The organism is Dyadobacter sp. CY327 (genome assembly GCF_021390415.1).
Classification (GTDB): domain Bacteria; phylum Bacteroidota; class Bacteroidia; order Cytophagales; family Spirosomataceae; genus Dyadobacter; species Dyadobacter chenhuakuii.
Window position 1 is genome coordinate 345074 of the sequence record NZ_JAJUXJ010000001.1, and the last position, 16790, is coordinate 361863.

A 16790-nucleotide genomic window follows, 5' to 3' on the forward strand; every position below is an offset into this window, starting at 1 on the left:
TGATAAGGCAAAAATTCTTGTCAAACGGTGACTTAATAGTAACATTCTCAAATGGTTATAAAAAATCACCAAAAAATTGCAAACTTGTACGCAACCCTGACTTTCGGTTTGCCGTACTAGTGTTAAAAGAGCAAATAGCATGCCCGAGTATACCTCCGCAGTTCTTCTTGAACTACTCGACGGCTGTTTAAAGAAAAACCGCCGCAGTCAGGAGCTGTTGTATAAACAGTTTTACGGCTATGCTATGAGCATTTGTTTGCGCTATACACGCAGCAGGGAAGAAGCGAAAGAGATACTCAACGATGGATTTTTTAAGGTTTTTACCAAGCTGGATACATTCGATTCCAGCCGTTCATTTAAAACCTGGTTGAGCAGAATTATGATTAATACAGCCCTCGATCATTACAGACAGGAAATACGCCGGGATGTTTTTGATGATGTGGAAGTTGCGGACAATGTGGCCATTGATGAAACGGTCATCAGCAAACTTGCACACGAAGAATTGATGGAGCTGATCCAGAAACTGACCCCTTCTTACAGACTTGTATTTAGTTTATCAGTTATAGACGGCTATACACACGAAGAGATTGCAGACCAGCTGAATATTTCAGTAGGGGCGTCGAAGTCAAATTTGTCGCGTGCAAGAGAAAAATTGAGAGAAATGTTATCAAAGATAAATATTGGCGATTATGACAGAGTTACCAGATGACGAACTGGATAAGCTCTTCAGAAAGTCATCAGAAGAGCTTGATCCACAATTTGATCCGGAGGATTGGAATAGGTTAAGAAAACGGCTGGATGCCAACGACGGCAAAGTTCCGGGCGGCTGGTTGAGGAAATGGTGGCCTTTGGGCTTACTTGCGCTGCTGATCCCGATCGGCTTCGCACTGTATTTCACGAACAAAACGCAGGAATCAGCGACCCTGCCCATCACTAACCGCCAGGCGAAGAGCGAAATTGTGGCTGGTAAGGCAAGTGACGATGTAGCAACAAGCAATTTTGATAAAACTGATCTAGCTAAAAAAGAAGTACGGACTGGTGAAAAGAATCCGGAATCGCCCGAAAAGCTGCCGGAAAAGGTCATTCTGTCCACCAAACCTTTACGTAATAAGGAAGCAGACATTGCGAAATCTTCCTCTGTCGCAAATTTGAATATTACCGATTACCAACGCAGGAAAAAATTGCCCCGGAGCCAGTCTAAGACAGGCGGAGTGTACTTAGAGCCTAACCGCTCAAAGCAGGAGGGAGGCGACGGGGCTTTTTTCGTTAACGGCATTGCCAACGACGGATTACCGGAGCGAATTGTGACGAACAGCGCTGCAAATGAACAAGTTAAGGAGCAACCTATATCGGAGGAGCAAGCAAGAACATTGATTTCCGTCACGAGGTTAGCGAGCAGGACATTGAACTGGGAAAATCAGCCGGAAATCCCGGCTGTAACATTCGATGCACCGGAAAATGTTGTTGAACCGGCAGAAACTGAAAAAGTGGTGGAAGATTATGCCAAATGGGCCGTTCGGCTTGGTTATTCACCGGATTTGACAACGGTTGGTTTTAAAAATTATACAAAACCAGGGACCGCTTTTTCTCTTTTAATTGAATACGGCTTATCGTCAAGGCTTTATCTGCAGAGCGGAGTGATATGGAGCCGAAAAGATTATTACGCTTACGCGAAGGACTATGAGCTGAAAGATTATGTGACTTATTATAATACGCCATATGGAGTTGATGGAGAATGTACTATGATTGAAGTTCCGCTCGGGCTCCGTTATAATTTCATCCATAAAGCACAGTCGAAGTTGTTCATAGGAACTGGCGTTTCATCTTATTATGCTCAAAAAGAGCAGTACAAGTACCATTATGCCAAATATGTCCCTAAGCAGAAAGAAGGTTGGGATGGAAAAACAGGATGGTTCTTACTGAGTCATATCAATGCATCCGTAGGCTACGAACGCACGATCACAAACAAAATTTCTCTTGTAGCAGAGCCCTACATCCGAATCCCGGTAAAAGGGGTAGGTTACGGAAAAGTAAATCTCACGACAGTGGGAATGTGGATATCACTGCGCTATACACCCGCTTTCAAATAACCCGCATACCCAAATTGTATCTACTAATTTAATTCTTCACTATGGAAAATGTTAAAGCAGACAAAATGAAAAGAGGTGAATTCCTGAGAAGTCTCGGACTAAGCACTTCTACACTCATGGCATTCTATTGCATAGGAACAACCATGACGGCCTGCGGATCCAGCGACGATGAGCCGGAACCAAATCCAGGCGGCGGCTCGGTAAATGGCGTAACCGGAACGACAACCGGCAATGCGATCAACTTTACACTGGATCTTACCCATAGCAATGCAAAAGAACTTAAAACGGCAGGAACAGGAAAGGTTTTTGGGGATGTCCTGGTTGCCTTTACCACTGCGAATCAGTATGTAGCCTTGTCCAGGATCTGCACGCATGAGGGAAGCACAGTAGGATACCGAAAAGAGCAGAACGACATCAGATGTCCTACGCACCAATCAGAATTCTCGCTTACAGGCGCAGTGGAACAAGGCCCGGCCACTACTCCGTTGCAAGCTTACAAAACTTCTCTTTCCTCGGACGGAAATACATTAACAGTTACAGCCTAACTGCCCCAAAACAATGAAATTACTCCGCCTAATGATGATGTTGACTTGTTCAACAACGGTTCTCTATGCCCAGGATGACCTGCTCAGTGAACTATCCAAGCAGGATAGCATGGTTACCGTGCCCGTTTCTGCCACATTCAAATCCACGCGTGTCGTCAATGGACATTCCATTGAAACAATGAAAAAGAAGCATCTGGACTTTCGTATCTCGCACCGTTTCGGGCGACTCAATTCGGGTGCTTACCAGTTTTTCGGACTGGACCAGGCAACGATGCGGATGGGTTTTGAATACGGCGTGACCGACGATTTCATGATCGGTGTAGGGAGGAGCACTTCGCAGAAAGTCTATGATTTTTTTGGTAAACTAAAAGTGCTGAAACAAAGCGATGGTGCCCGCAATATTCCGGTTTCCGTAACGCTTTTTGGTGGAACCGGAATTGCTACGGTTAACAAGGAACTTGAATTTCAGGACAAACTATATTATTCAGCCCAGGTGCTTATAGCGCGTAAATTTGGAGAAAGGCTTTCCTTGCAGCTTTCGCCCACATTCCTGCACCGGAACAAGCCAGAGGTTTTTGGTGATGAAAAAGTGCTGCTGGCGCTTGGCATCGGGGGAAGGTTCAAGCTGTCCAAACGTGTTTCATTGAACGGCGAGTATTTTTACACAGCAAGGGAGAAAAACACGGTTACTGCTCCCTATTATGATTCCATGTCGTTCGGGGTTGACATCGAGACCGGCGGGCACGTTTTTCAATTGCACTTTACCAATTCGCTGGGTATGATCGAGAAGCAGTTTATCGGGGAAACAACCGGCACCTGGGGCAAGGGCGAGATTCATTATGGGTTCAACATTTCCCGTACATTCAGTTTTGACAAGAAGAACAAGAAGGTAGCCAACTGACCGAAAACAACCTATGAAAATGCATCTATTAGCCATGGTTTTCGTAACCGTGCTCGCCTCCGCTTTGCCTTCCCGGCCGCTTCTGGCGCAAGGGAAGTTTGCAACCTCGACCGGAAATACGAAATTCTCTTCGGTAACTCCGCTCGAAAATGTGAATGCGGAGAATAAGAAAAGCCAGGTTATCCTCAACACGGCCAACAGTGAAATTGCGATACGCATGAACATGCGGGAATTTGTTTTTCCCAATAAACTCATGCAGGAGCATTTCAACGAGAACTACATCGAATCGGAAAAATATCCGACGGCAACATTCAGCGGAAAAGTGGATAATGCGCCTGACTACGCCAAAGATGGCCAATATGACGTTTCGGCGACAGGAAAATTCACCGTGCATGGCGTCACCAAAGAACGCACGATCAAAGGAAAAATGAAGATCGAAAGCGGCAAAATTACCATCAATTCTGATTTTGAAGTGCCGCTAACCGATCACAAAATTGAAGTTCCACAAGTCGTTTTTGTAAAAATAGCCCAGGTAATCAGTGTGAAGGCGCAATATGTGCTGACTGCGAAATGAAAGGCTATCTACGGCGTCTCCGAGAAGATTTACGTTTATAAGCAGGCTTTTTCCTGACCGGAGCTTTTCGTACAACGGGCTTGGCAACAGGCTCAGTGGCTTCCTCCTCTGCAACTTCTTCTCCCACATCGGAATCACTTACCGTGTTAGTGGCGAGATTTGAACCGGACTCCTGGCCTGTATAAGGTAATGTGTAAGAAGCGATCTGCTCAATGTTGGACGTGTTGTCAATGGGCTTTAACCGAAAAGCATAACTGTAACTTTTCGCAGGAAGTAGATAGGGTGAATGCAGTTGTGAAGAGCTGTCGCCTCCGCCAAGGCCCATTTGTGCTAGGTCAATGTTTACGACTGTTTCCAAACCCCGTGTAAGTGTTGCGCCCCGCTTTTTCGATGCCAGTAACTGCTGATCCGTATAGTCATGTACGTTAAAATTAAAAACAGAATCACTAACCGCCAGTAATCCGATTCCCTCCGCATTGGTAACCGCGGCCCAGCGAACATTGGTTTTGTTTCCATTCTCCTGAGGGGTTAAATGCGCGAAATGCTGATCAGCAACGCTCCCGCTATAAATCCCGATCCTGCCGCTCGTTTTCTGGTCTGCATATGTTGCGTGCGGGCCATTGCCATACCATTGCGTTTTGTTAAATGTGGCTGGCATCCGGAACTGCGTTCCTACTTTCGCCATGGACGGCCACTGGCCGGTTGGGCTGAATGTATTTTTGACATAAATATCACCCGTTGCATAAACGATAAACTCGTTGGTCATATCCACGTCGCCCGTTTTGCTTTTGAATGTTCTTGTTATGGTTACCCTGTAAACTGTTGAAGTCAGGCGCTGTGTTTTGATTTCAGAATCGGAAACTTCCAGCGTATCGAGCCCGGCTTCCCGCCATTGTGCAGCGTAACTTTTTGCGCCACCCATTTCGTCCTGATGCGTGGGGACACGCCAGAAACTGGCATTTGGGCCAGCTTGCAGCATTTCTTCCCGCTTATTTTTAAAAGAAATAATTCCTTCTTTTTTATCAAAAGTCACAGCAAAATCCTGTCCCGTAATCGCAACGCGCGCCGAGCTGATCTGTGCTACGCGCAAAGGCCTTTCATTGTAAAGACTTAAGACAGGTGCAGCCTCCTGGGATTTGATGAGCGCGATCTGATGCCACGCAACTTCGTGTCCTTTTGGCGCCCAGAAAGTGCCATCTTTGAGGCGTATGCTAATGTTAAGAAAATACTCGGCGCCAGGTTTCTGCACTGCCGGCAACTCGTAAGGGATTGAAACCTGCTGGCGCTGTTTTGAAGCTGCGTTAAGATTGCTGATCACGCCGGGCTTTCCGATAATCTTACCATTTTCCTGAACAGACCAGGCCAGTTCCAAGACATTTAATGGCAGAAAATCGTAGTTATTAAGAAGACTGACCGTTTTTTCGCCCGCGCGCATGCTGTCGGGCGACTCAAATTTTACGTATTGATAAACCTTTTTGATCTCATTTAGCTGAGGTTGCGGCACACGGTCCGGGTTGATGAGGCCGTCGCCTGCTTGGGTGCTGTCGCTCCCAATGGCAAATTCCCAGTAGGACGTTCCGTCAGGTTTTTTGAGCGCTAAGGCCTTGCTGACCCAATTGGAAGCGAAGTGGATTTGCTTCACAGGATGCCTGTCGATGGGCCGCGTAGGGTCGGCGAGATGAATGTAATCGGCCATATCTTTGAAATTCTTGCCCTTTTCAGATTCATTTCCCAGCGACCATACGATCACCGAAGGATGGTTTTTGTCCCGCTCGATCATTGCTTTCCCCCGCGCCAGAAATGCCGAACGCCATTGCGGCATATCGGCCAGGATTATGTTGGCACCCGAAATGCCTTGGCCATCCAAGTTAGCTTCGTCAATGACATAAAGCCCGTATTGGTCGCAGAGTTCGTACCACTGGGAAGCATTGGGATAATGTGAAGTCCTAACTGCATTGATGTTGTGTTGTTTCATTAAGGTAATGTCCTTGATCATCGTTTCGCGCGTGATCGCCTGGCCGCTTTCTGCATCAAATTCCTGCCTGTTGACACCCTTCACCGTAATTACTTTCCCATTCACCACCAGCTGCCCATTCTTAATCTTCACTTCCCTGAAACCCACAGGCTGGCTTGTGGCTTCAATCACTTTTCCGTCAGAATTCATCAGCTGAACCGACAATGTGTACAAATAAGGCGTTTCTGCAGTCCATTTTACAGGATTTGGAATAGGAATATCAACCCGCACTGCGCCTTCCTTTGCCGGATCGAGCGTGCCCACCATTTGACTGACCGGTGTTACTACTACTGATTTGTTTGCATCGTATAAAGTGAATAAAACCTGGTGTGCGTGAACGGCCTGTTCCGTGTAATTTTTTACAAAAGCGCTGAGTTTCAATGTTGCATGTTCCTGATTCGCGTCCAACAGCGTTCTGACAGAAAAATCGCTCAGGATCACTTTTGGGCGCACAAGCAAATTCACATCCCTGAAAATGCCCGCTAACCGCCATTGGTCCTGTTTTTCGAGATAACTCCCGTCCGACCAATTGATTATCTGGACCGCCAAATGATTGAGTCCTGATTTCACATCTTCGGTGATATCGAATTCAAAAGGCGTCATGCCGTCCTCGTGGTAACCAATGGCAACACCATTCAGCCATACGTAGCATGCAGACTGCACGCCGGCGAATTGTAAAAATATTTCCTTGCTTTTAATGTCGTCCGAAACCGTAAATGTTGTCCTGTACATGCCTACTGCGTTCGTGTCTGCATTGATCCGCGGCGGCGTGGATTTAAAAGCTAGTTTGTTATTCGAAACCGGAGCATCGTATTTGCGGCCTTCGCGCGCTCCCGTAACCTGCCAGTTGGACGGGACGGAAATATTGTCCCAGCCCGCATCCTGCATATTGGGATCAAAAAAATTGGGAATGGCTTTGGAAGGATGCGATGCCCATCTGAATTTCCAGGTGCCGTTCAGCGAGCGTGCCGATGACGCTTTTTTATCCATCAGCAGCGCACTCTTTTCGTCAGGGTAAGGAATGAAATCAGCACGTGGTTTTTCCGTATTGACGCCGAAAACCTGCGCGTCCTGCCATTCCGGGACGGCTTGTGCGTGGGATTGGAATGTATTGAAAAGCAGAAAAGCAGTCAGTAAGCCAAGCCAGTAACGATAGAAGCGGTGCATATAACTTTGGTAGGGTGTGGTATATATTTTTTGCTAAAATTATAGATTAATGCCTTTAATTTGTCTGCAATTGTAAATTCTTTGCTATGCTTCTAGCCGTTGACGTTGGTAACACCGACACTGTTTTTGGGCTTTACCAATCGGATGACTGGGAATATATCTGGCGGATGCGTTCGCTGGTGAATGAAAATGAATCCCATTACGAATCCAGGTTAAGGCTGCATTTCCTTGAAGCGGGGCTATGGTTCGGTGATGTGGATACGGTGGTGCTTAGCAGCGTTGTGCCTGCTATGACGCCCATTATCCAGAAAGTGCTGCGCTCCATGTTCGGTGATGACGTCATTGTCGTCGGCCCGGACATTTATCCCGACCTGTCCATTGCCATCAACCATCCGCACGAAATTGGCGCTGACCTGATCGCCAATTCAGTGGCCGTAATGACGCGTTACCAGGAAAATTGCGTGGTTGTCGATTTTGGGACAGCATTAACATTCACGACGGTGTCGAAAGACCGGAAAATACTGGGTGTAGCAATCCTGCCAGGGCTTATGACAGCGGTGAAAGCGCTTTTTGCCAACACCGCACAATTACCGGAAGTACCACTGGTTTTACCCAAAACGGCCATTGGAAAAAATACAACAGAAGCCATTCAGGCGGGCATATTACTGGGTTATGAAGGACTTGTAAAGTCGCTTCTGCAAAGGATCAGGCAGGAAATGGGCGGTGAATGCATTGCCGTTGCCACAGGTGGACTTTCGTCTATTATTGAGACTTTGCAAGAAGAGTTCGTAGAAATTGACAGTAACTTAACATTGGACGGACTTCGGATCATTGGCGAGCGCCTCAGACCGAGCGCTTGAAGCGGCCTTCTTCAATTAAAGGCAATCCAGCTACGGATTGGTTGTAAAGATATACCCAGCAATCAAGGCTTGCTTCATTTTTTGTGGTGATTGAAATAGTTTTTCGCAGATACAGACTGTTTTTTTCATCTTCAAAAACATCCTCATAATCATCCAGTTCCACAAACAATGCTTCCGGCGCAGTTAGCCTGTATATTTCTCCGTGCACTTTTGAGGAAGCATTTTTATCAAAAACAGCTCCCGGATACCAGGAAATGAGATAGAGTAATCCTGAAAAATATCCCCTGCCTTCATACACCGCATTTTCGCGAAGCCGTCCGGCAAACGGATTGTCAAAACCCTGCATCAGGGTGCCATATGTGAACAGATAAGTAGCGTGCGGATCCATAGCGATGCATTAACATTAGCCAGCGGCAAGTACAATAAATTATAGAACTTTTCCTTTTTAGTAAGTCAAGTCAGTTAGCCATAATCGACTGTTAACTGTATTTTTCTTATATTTACACATATTGCTTTTCAACTTACTAATATACGTTTATGTACGAAAAGAACCTTGGTACAAAACAAAAAGCGTTAAGGATCAACCTGGATCGCAGGATTTATGGGTCTTTTGCAGAAATTGGGGCAGGTCAGGAAACAGCTGCTTACTTTTTTAAGGCAGGCGGGGCATCGGGAACAGTGGCAAAGACCATGTCTGCTTACGATATGACTTTCAGTGATGCAATATATGGAACAGAGGAAGGCGGCCGGTATGTGGTGGAATCCCGCCTGATGAAGATGCTGAACCGTGAATACAATCTTGTTGAGAAACGTCTTTCAGAAAAACGCGGTGAGGAAAGCCAGTTTTTTGCATTCGCCAACACCGTTGTTGCCCTTAATTTTCAGAAAACCAATGAGTCGCACGGCTGGATCGGGTTGCAGTTTCAACTCTCGCCCATGGGCCCGACAAATTATGTGGTGATCCACGTGCGGATGCGCGATGACGAGAATGTCCTGCAACAGCAGGCTTTAGGGATTATTGGCGTTAATCTCATGTATGGCTGTTTTTTCTATTACAAATCTCCGGAAACGCTTTTACTATCCTTAATGGACGATCTGACAACGGATCGCATTGAGATCGATATGGTGCGTTTCAGCGGGCCGGATTTTTCGAAAGTGGACAACCGGTTAATGAGTCTCAGGCTTGTTAAAAACGGTTTTACAGATGCAGCATTGTTTGGCAGCGACGGCGGTGTTTTGCAGCCTTCGGAAGCATTGTATAAAAAGCACATTCTGATGATGCGCGGCCGGTTAAGGCCCATTACCAATGTGCACGTCGACCTGATCAGCAATGGTCAGAAGCAGTTTCTGGATGAGGAGGATGTGGATGAATCAAAAGTTGTCCTCATTTCTGAGCTAACATTGCATAACCTCAAAAGCGGCGACCGCGACATTGACGAAAAGGATTTTCTGGACCGTGTGGACATTCTTTGTTCTCTGGGGCACATGGTAATGATCTCCAATCACCACGAATATTATCGGTTGGTCGCTTATCTTTCCCGCCTTACCAAGCTCAAAGCCGGCCTTTTGCTGGGAAGCCCGAGTTTGCAGGATATTTTTGAAGAAAAACATTATCAATCGCTTCCCGGAGGCATTCTGGAATCCTTCGCAACGCTGTTCAGCAGGAAGGTGAAGCTTTTCATTTATCCCACATTACAGCCCGACGGCTCGGTTTACAGCTGTGCCAATTTCGTTGTTCCGGATCATTTAAGGCCATTATTTCAATATCTGGTCATTAATGACAAGATCGAGGACATTGTGAACTACAACAAGGAGCATATGCACATTACGACCGATAGTGTGCTTGAAAAGATCAAAAGAGGCGAGCCGGGCTGGGAAAAGCTTGTGCCTGAGAATGTTGCCAAGATCATTAAGGAGAAATCCTTATTCGGATTGCCTAATGAGGATAATTATGAGGACACTGTCAAACAGATCCATCAGGCCGTCGGTAATCTTTGATTTATCGTATTAATCATTCAATAAACAAAATAAAAGTAGTCCTGCGCATCGTGTTGCTTTTCAGAAGAAAGCTTCAAGATGAGCAGGATTCTTTCTCCTCCTTCCACATTTACGGGAAGACTCAAATACCTGGGCCCCGGTTTCATCCTTTCCGCTGCAATTGTCGGCTCGGGCGAGCTCATTGCCACCACTGCCCTGGGCGCTAAGGCAGGTTTTATCACTTTCTGGGTCATTATTGTAAGCTGTTTGGTGAAAGTTGCGTTGCAGCTGGAATTTGGCAAAAATGCCATTTATACAGGCACGTTCATGATGCATAATTTCAATCAGCTGCCTGGCCGGAAGTGGGGGAGAGCACATTGGAGCATCTGGTTATGGCTTTCTTTGCAGGGATTGAAATTGTTGCAGGTCGGCGGGATCGTCGGCGGGGTTGCTATTGTTTTGAACATGGCGTGGCCTGCTATTCCTGTCAATGTCTGGGCAATAGTTTCTGTATTAATCACTTCTTTTCTCGTTTATCGCGGCCAGTACGGACTTGTTGAAAAGGGCTCATTGGTGATGATCATTCTTTTTACGGCCGTCATTCTGGTGTCGCTGATCTTGTTGCAGGGCACTAAATATGCCATTCACTGGGAACAGGTCAAATCCGGACTTCAATTTTCCTTACCAACCAGTTTGGTAGCGATCGCATTTGGGGCATTCGGCATCACGGGCGTAGGTGGCGATGAGATCATGTATTATAATTATTGGTGTATCGAAAAAGGTTACGCCGCTTACACCGGCCCTAATGACGGAACCCCGGAGTGGACCGAGCGTGCAAAAGGCTGGTTTAATGTCATGTATATGGATGCGGTGCTGTCGATGGTCGTTTACACAGTGGTGACGGCAGCATTCTATTTGTTGGGCGCAGCGGTTTTGCACAGCGGCGGGGCTGTTCCGGAAGGTTATGAAATGATTGAAGTGCTATCACGCATTTTTACTGAAACGCTCGGTCCATGGGCTAAAAACCTCTTTTTGGTCGGTGCATTTTTTGTGCTATACTCGACACTTTTCACGGCTACGGCGAGCTGGGCGCGTGTTTGGGGCGATGCGTTCGGCGCATTAGGCTGGATGAAATTTGATTCTGCTGAGAACCAGCGAAAAAGCATTGCGATCCTATCCTGGATTTTACCTGCGGTGTGGTGCATACTTTTTTTGTTTATTCAATCGCCGGTTCTCATGGTCATCCTGGGCGGAATCGCCACTTCGATCCTGTTGCTTTTAATCGTCTATGTATCGCTCGTTTTTCGCTTTAAAGAGCTGCCTGCCTCGCTGAAACCCACATTAACCTATGACATTTTCTTCTGGATAAGCGTCATTTCCATATTAACGGTGAGCGCATATGGCGTTATCAAGATTTTGTGAATAGTACGAAATGACAAAATTATAGTATTATTTAGCAAATGTTGCTAAGGGAGCGTTTGCGAATAATCGTCTCATTTATATAATCTTACCATTCAGTTTCGTCCCATTACTATCCTGATCTCCCGAATATGAGTAAAGAAAATGAAGTTTCACGCAGAGATTTTATCAAAAATTCCACCGGAGCCGCCGTTGCGCTTTCGATTCCGTCCATCATTCCGGCCAGCGCTTTTGGCGCCAACGACCGCGTGCGGGTGGCAGTCCTGGGCGTGAACGGGCGTGGCCAAAGCCATATCAGCGGTTTTAATAACCTTAGCAATGTAGAAGTAGCCACATTATGTGATCCGGATAACAACATTCTTCAAAAAAGAGCAAAGGAATTTGAGGAAAAGACAGGGAAGAAGGTGAAGATGGAAAATGATCTCCGTAAAGTTTTTGAGGACAAAACCATTGACGCCGTCAGCATTGCAACACCCAATCACTGGCATGCACTGGCAGCGATATGGGCTTGTCAGGCAGGCAAGGATGTGTATGTGGAAAAGCCCGGTTCTCATAATCTTGCCGAAGGACGGAAGCTGGTTGAGGCTGCGCATAAATACAAACGGGTTGTGCAGCACGGCGTTCAATTACGTAGTTCCGAAGCATTGCAGGAAGCTGTGAAACATTTGCGCGACGGATTAATAGGCAATGTTTACATGGCAAGAGGTTTGGTATACAAATGGCGCCCAGATATTGGTGACAAAGGAACCGAACCCGTTCCCGCAGGCCTCAATTACGACCTCTGGACCGGGCCAGCGGAAATGAAGCCATTCTCCAAAAATTACGTGCATTACGATTGGCACTGGCATTGGAACTATGGCAACGGAGACATTGGAAATCAAGGCATTCACGAAACGGACATGTGTATGTGGGGGCTGGGCGTGGACAGTTTTCCTGAGAAAATCACCTCGTCCGGCGGCAAATTCCTGTGGAACGATGCCAAGGAAACGCCCGAAGTGCTGACCTCATCATTTGTATATCCCAAAGAGAAAAAGATCATTGAATTTGAAGTCCGGCCCTGGATGACCAACGACGAAGGCGGCACAGGGATCGGCAACATTTTCTATGGTTCCGAAGGTTATATGGTCGTAAAAGGTTACGATTTCTATGAAACATTCTTAGGCAAAGAAAAGAAACCCGGCCCAACGCGGAAAGCCGGCGGCGACCACTACAAAAACTTCATCGACGCCGTCGTAGCCAAAGACCCAAAGATCCTGAATGGCCCCGTAGAAACCGCCCACCTCTCCTCCGGCCTGGCCCACCTGGGCAACATCGCCTACCGAACCGGAAGAGCATTAACCTTCGACCCCAAGACGGAAAAGTTTATAAATGACGATGATGCGAATAAGTATTTGACCAGGAAGTATCGGGCACCTTATTCGTTGCCTGCGGGGGTTTGATGGGTTTTAAATATTTTATGACCCGGGAAACCGGGTTTTTCATTAAGTAATAAAGTTCTCTTTTGCAGAACTTTATTTATCTTTATACACACTATATAGTGAAAGTACATTTGATCAAAAGGAGGAGTATAGAAGATTTTGTGAATATAAATGCGCCTGCCAGACAGTCATTTGGCGATTGGCTTAACAAAATCAAGTATGCGGATTGGCAGCAGCCGGAAGATATGAAGTCTACATTCAATTCGGTCGATCCGCTTGGTAAGGGTTCAAACAGGGTCGTGTTTAATGTCGGCGGAAATAACTATCGAATGATCTGCAAATATGTTTTTGGAGAGAAGCAAATCCATTTATTCGTTTGCTGGATTGGAACGCACGCGGCTTATACGACTTTGTGTAAAGCGCAAAAACAGTATCATGTAAATGTATATTAAGATGACAGAGATACTTAAATATAAAGTCATCAAAGACAAAAAGCAGTATGACGATTATTGTCAGGAGCTGGAAAACCTGCTTGGCAATAATCCAAATGCCATTAACGAGGATGAAATTGAATTGCTGACAGTCTTAATAGAGCAGTACGATTCGGAAACGAATACTTTTGAAGAATCGGACCCGGTTATGCTTTTGCAGTCATTAATGCAGGAACACCAAGTAAAAGCCAAAGATCTGGTCGTACTGCTCAAAGTCAGCAAAGGCTATGTCTCTGACATTTTGCATTATAGAAAAGGCATGTCAAAGGAAATAATCAGAAAGCTCGCAGACCGATTCAAAGTAAATCAAAAAGCATTCAACCGGCCCTACGATCTGGTTTCACCAACATTAAAATCAAACAGTAACCAATTAAGTAATCAAATACACGCACATGGATTATCCAGAAATTGACAGGTATCTAAACAATGCAAAAGAGATCCTTAGCACGAAGGCTCAAAAGGATGGGAGTGAGTATAAAGACATTAAATATGTTCAAATGGCATCCGGGACGGCTTATAACGCTGCACTGATGATTGCCGATGAGTATTTGAAGAAACGAGAGGGTGCAAAATTTGTGAAACCCAAAAGCATTGAAGATTACCGCAACAGGCTTAGAAAGTATAACAAGACATTGCTTTCCTATTTGAATGAGGCGTACGACACGCTTCACCTGGCAGGTTACTATCACGGAACGCCTTCGGTAAGGACGATTAAGGAAGGGCTGGACGCTACGAGGAAGATGCTTGCTATTTTACATTAAACAATCCTGCATTAAGATTATTCTGAAAACAAAAATGGCTGCCAGTGCGAACTAGCAGCCATTTTCCGTTTTAGATTTTCTCCTTACAAAGTCGAAAAATCAAACGTTTCCAAATATTTCGTTGTGAAGTTTCCGGATTTGAAGCCGGGATCGTCCATGAGTTTGATATGGAAGGGGATCGTGGTTTTGATTCCTTCGATGACGAACTCTTGCAATGCGCGCTTCATTCGGGTGATTACTTCCTCGCGCGACTGACCGCTGACGATAAGCTTGGCGATCATGGAATCATAATTTGGGGGAATGGTGTAGCCGCTGTAAACGTGGCTGTCGATCCGAACACCGTGACCGCCTGGGAAATGCAGATTGGTGATCTTGCCTGGTGCAGGGCGGAAATTGTTCGCGGGATCTTCTGCATTAATGCGGCATTCCATAGCGAAAAGCTTTGGCGTGTAGTTGACGCCTGAGATTGGCTCGCCTGCTGCAACTTTTATTTGCTCCTTAATCAGGTCAAAATCAGTAACTTCCTCAGTAATAGGATGCTCAACCTGGATTCGGGTGTTCATTTCCATGAAGAAGAACTCACCGTGTTTGTCTACCAGGAATTCAATGGTCCCTGCCCCTTCGTAACCAATGGCTTGCGCGCCTTTGATAGCGGCTGCACCCATTCTTTCGCGTAATTCGTCAGTAATGATCGGGGAAGGCGTTTCTTCAACCAATTTCTGGTGACGACGCTGGATAGAGCAATCGCGTTCCGACAAGTGGCACACTTTACCAAACTGATCTCCGATGATCTGGATTTCAATGTGGCGTGGCTCTTCTACAAATTTTTCGAGATATAAACCGTCGTTACCAAATGCTGCTGCTGACTCTGTGCGGGCATCATTCCATGCCTTTTCAAATTCATCGGGCTTGTTAATGATCCGCATGCCGCGGCCACCGCCACCGGCAGTTGCCTTCACGATTACCGGATAACCAATGCCTTCTGCCAGCATTTTACCCTGTTCCACCGATTCCAAAAGTCCTTCCGAGCCCGGAACAACCGGAACACCGGCAGCGATCATGGTTGCTTTCGCAGTGGCTTTATCACCCATTCCGTTGATCTGGGCGGCAGTTGCACCAATGAATTTAATGCCGTAATCGGCACATATTTGAGAGAATTCAGCATTTTCAGACAAAAATCCATAACCAGGATGGATGGCGTCTGCGCCCGTAACTTCGGCGGCTGAAATGATATTTTGAATGCTCAGATAAGACTGACGGCTTGGCGGCGGACCGATACAAACGGCTTCATCTGCAAAGCGAACGTGAAGACTATCGCGGTCGGCTGTTGAATACACAGCAACCGTTTTGATGCCCATTTCACGACAGGTCCTGATAACACGCAAGGCGATCTCGCCCCGGTTGGCAATGAGTATCTTTTTAAACATGAAAATCAATTAAGTTTTACAGATCGTCCATTGCCTTAAATAGGCTCAACTAGGAATAAAGGCTGGTCAAATTCAACCGGAGTGGCATTTTCAACCAGTACTTTTACAATTTTTCCTGAGATCTCAGATTCTATTTCGTTGAAAAGCTTCATTGCTTCGATCACACAAACCACTTTACCCGGCTTAATTTCGTCGCCGATGTTAGCGAAAGCAGGTGTTTCAGGGCTTGAAGCACGATAGAATGTGCCAATCATTGGCGATTTTATAGTGATCAGATTGGAAGATGCTGATTCTGAGGAAACCGTTGGCTCAGCAGGTGCGGAATGCGTAACGGCCGTAGTAGGCGTAACCGGTGCATAAGAGGGCGCTGGTGCCGCTTGTGACGAAGATAATGATGCCGTTGGTGCAGAACCGTAGCGCTTCACCTTTATTTTCAAATCGGTCGTTTCAATGTTCACTTCATCAAGTCCCGACTGGGCAATGAAGTCAATCAATTTTTGGATTTCTTTGGTTTCCATTTAGTCAAAATTAAAACTGTGGGTGATGATCGTTGAGCTATGCTTTTACTCTTTCTACGTAATCGTACGTGCGCGTGTCAACTTTAATTTTTTGGCCTTCTTCAATGAATAAAGGAACCATGATCCTTGCACCGGTTTCCACCTCAATCGCTTTCTTGGGAGAGTTCGCCGTATCACCTTTTAAGCCTGGCTCAGAATAAGTTACCAGAAGCTCGACAAACGGAGGCAATTCGCAAAGCAGCGCAGCGTCAGTCTCCGTGTTGATCAGGATCTCAACTTCCTGACCTTCTTTCATTAAATCAGCATTGGTGATCAGTTTTTCATCGATCGAGAGCTGATCGAATGTTTCTGCATTCATGAAATTGAAACCCATTTCATCCTTGTACAGAAACTGAAATTTATGTCTCTCCACACGAACCGGAATTATGCCTGCGCCGGAGGAGAATGTGTTATCCAAAACTTTGCCCGAAGTAAGGCTTTTCAGCTTGGTACGAACAAATGCATTGCCCTTTCCAGGTTTTACATGCTGAAATTCAATTACTTGAAAAAGATCGTGATTGAAGTTGATCACTAATCCGTTACGCAAATCTGCGGTAGTTGCCATTTTAATTCAAAAATTAGTATTAAT

At 46.0% G+C, this 16790-nt stretch carries 17 protein-coding genes; 12 read left to right on the forward strand and 5 right to left on the reverse strand.

Translation table 11 applies throughout. The features are described 5' to 3' along the window. Window positions 1-139 precede the first annotated feature (139 nt). The 5 genes from LZG74_RS01560 to LZG74_RS01580 are packed head-to-tail and all read left to right on the forward strand — an operon-like array spanning window position 140 to window position 4110. Window positions 140-709, forward strand: a complete 570-nt coding sequence (locus LZG74_RS01560; protein ID WP_026629327.1) for an RNA polymerase sigma factor — start codon at window positions 140-142, stop codon at window positions 707-709. After that, window positions 690-2090, forward strand: coding sequence for a hypothetical protein (locus tag LZG74_RS01565; RefSeq protein WP_233794898.1), 1401 nt, complete (start codon window positions 690-692; stop codon window positions 2088-2090). Before LZG74_RS01560 ends, LZG74_RS01565 begins: the two co-directional genes overlap by 20 nt. Before the next feature lie 41 nt (window positions 2091-2131). Then, window positions 2132-2635 carry a ubiquinol-cytochrome c reductase iron-sulfur subunit gene (locus LZG74_RS01570; protein ID WP_233794899.1) on the forward strand — a complete coding sequence of 168 codons (504 nt, stop codon included), beginning with the start codon at window positions 2132-2134 and terminating at the stop codon, window positions 2633-2635. Between the two features lie 13 nt (window positions 2636-2648). After that, window positions 2649-3536 (forward strand): DUF5777 family beta-barrel protein, encoded by an 888-nt coding sequence (locus LZG74_RS01575; RefSeq protein WP_233794900.1) that lies wholly within the window; start codon window positions 2649-2651, stop codon window positions 3534-3536. 19 nt (window positions 3537-3555) lie between these two features. Further along, entirely contained in the window at window positions 3556-4110 is a 555-nt protein-coding gene (locus tag LZG74_RS01580; protein WP_233794901.1) for a YceI family protein, read from the forward strand. Window positions 4111-4114: 4 nt separating this feature from the next. Here the strand turns inward: LZG74_RS01580 and LZG74_RS01585 are convergent, their stop codons facing one another. Beyond that, the gene (locus tag LZG74_RS01585; RefSeq protein WP_233794902.1) at window positions 4115-7291 is read right to left on the reverse strand and encodes a glycoside hydrolase family 2 TIM barrel-domain containing protein; all 3177 of its coding nucleotides are present in this window, start codon (window positions 7289-7291) and stop codon (window positions 4115-4117) included. A gap of 86 nt (window positions 7292-7377) precedes the next feature. Here LZG74_RS01585 and LZG74_RS01590 point away from each other — a divergent pair, with 86 nt between their 5' ends. Beyond that, window positions 7378-8151, forward strand: coding sequence for a type III pantothenate kinase (locus LZG74_RS01590; RefSeq protein ID WP_233794903.1), 774 nt, complete (start codon window positions 7378-7380; stop codon window positions 8149-8151). Here the strand turns inward: LZG74_RS01590 and LZG74_RS01595 are convergent. Continuing rightward, complete coding sequence (locus LZG74_RS01595) at window positions 8135-8539, reverse strand: gamma-glutamylcyclotransferase (RefSeq protein ID WP_233794904.1); 405 nt, start codon at window positions 8537-8539, stop codon at window positions 8135-8137. The genes LZG74_RS01590 and LZG74_RS01595 overlap by 17 nt on opposite strands. Before the next feature lie 149 nt (window positions 8540-8688). Here LZG74_RS01595 and LZG74_RS01600 point away from each other — a divergent pair, with 149 nt between their 5' ends. The 6 genes from LZG74_RS01600 to LZG74_RS01625 all read left to right on the forward strand — a co-directional run bounded on the left by LZG74_RS01600 (window position 8689) and on the right by LZG74_RS01625 (window position 14217). Continuing rightward, window positions 8689-10149: a nicotinate-nucleotide adenylyltransferase gene (locus tag LZG74_RS01600; RefSeq protein ID WP_026629320.1), complete on the forward strand. Its 1461-nt coding sequence runs from the start codon at window positions 8689-8691 to the stop codon at window positions 10147-10149. A 78-nt stretch (window positions 10150-10227) separates the two neighbouring features. Then, the gene (locus LZG74_RS01605; protein ID WP_233794905.1) at window positions 10228-11550 is read left to right on the forward strand and encodes an Nramp family divalent metal transporter; all 1323 of its coding nucleotides are present in this window, start codon (window positions 10228-10230) and stop codon (window positions 11548-11550) included. A 128-nt stretch (window positions 11551-11678) separates the two neighbouring features. Then, complete coding sequence (locus LZG74_RS01610; RefSeq protein ID WP_233794906.1) at window positions 11679-12986, forward strand: Gfo/Idh/MocA family oxidoreductase; 1308 nt, start codon at window positions 11679-11681, stop codon at window positions 12984-12986. 98 nt (window positions 12987-13084) lie between these two features. Beyond that, window positions 13085-13417 carry a type II toxin-antitoxin system HigB family toxin gene (locus tag LZG74_RS01615; protein ID WP_233794907.1) on the forward strand — a complete coding sequence of 111 codons (333 nt, stop codon included), beginning with the start codon at window positions 13085-13087 and terminating at the stop codon, window positions 13415-13417. Between the two features lies 1 nt (window position 13418). After that, the gene (locus LZG74_RS01620; protein ID WP_233794908.1) at window positions 13419-13868 is read left to right on the forward strand and encodes a type II toxin-antitoxin system HigA family antitoxin; all 450 of its coding nucleotides are present in this window, start codon (window positions 13419-13421) and stop codon (window positions 13866-13868) included. After that, a complete protein-coding gene (locus tag LZG74_RS01625; protein ID WP_233794909.1) occupies window positions 13849-14217 on the forward strand; it encodes a DUF5618 family protein in 369 nt (122 codons plus the stop codon). The genes LZG74_RS01620 and LZG74_RS01625 overlap by 20 nt, the downstream gene beginning before the upstream one ends. An 83-nt stretch (window positions 14218-14300) precedes the next feature. Here LZG74_RS01625 and accC read toward each other — a convergent pair whose 3' ends face one another. From accC to efp, 3 genes are read right to left on the reverse strand one after another with little or no spacing between them, the layout of a single operon-like run. After that, the gene (gene accC, locus LZG74_RS01630) at window positions 14301-15644 is read right to left on the reverse strand and encodes an acetyl-CoA carboxylase biotin carboxylase subunit (RefSeq protein WP_026629315.1); all 1344 of its coding nucleotides are present in this window, start codon (window positions 15642-15644) and stop codon (window positions 14301-14303) included. Between the two features lie 35 nt (window positions 15645-15679). Further along, complete coding sequence (gene accB, locus LZG74_RS01635; RefSeq protein ID WP_026629314.1) at window positions 15680-16162, reverse strand: acetyl-CoA carboxylase biotin carboxyl carrier protein; 483 nt, start codon at window positions 16160-16162, stop codon at window positions 15680-15682. A gap of 37 nt (window positions 16163-16199) precedes the next feature. After that, a complete protein-coding gene (efp, locus tag LZG74_RS01640) occupies window positions 16200-16766 on the reverse strand; it encodes an elongation factor P (RefSeq protein WP_233794910.1) in 567 nt (188 codons plus the stop codon). Between the last annotated feature and the right edge of the window lie 24 nt (window positions 16767-16790).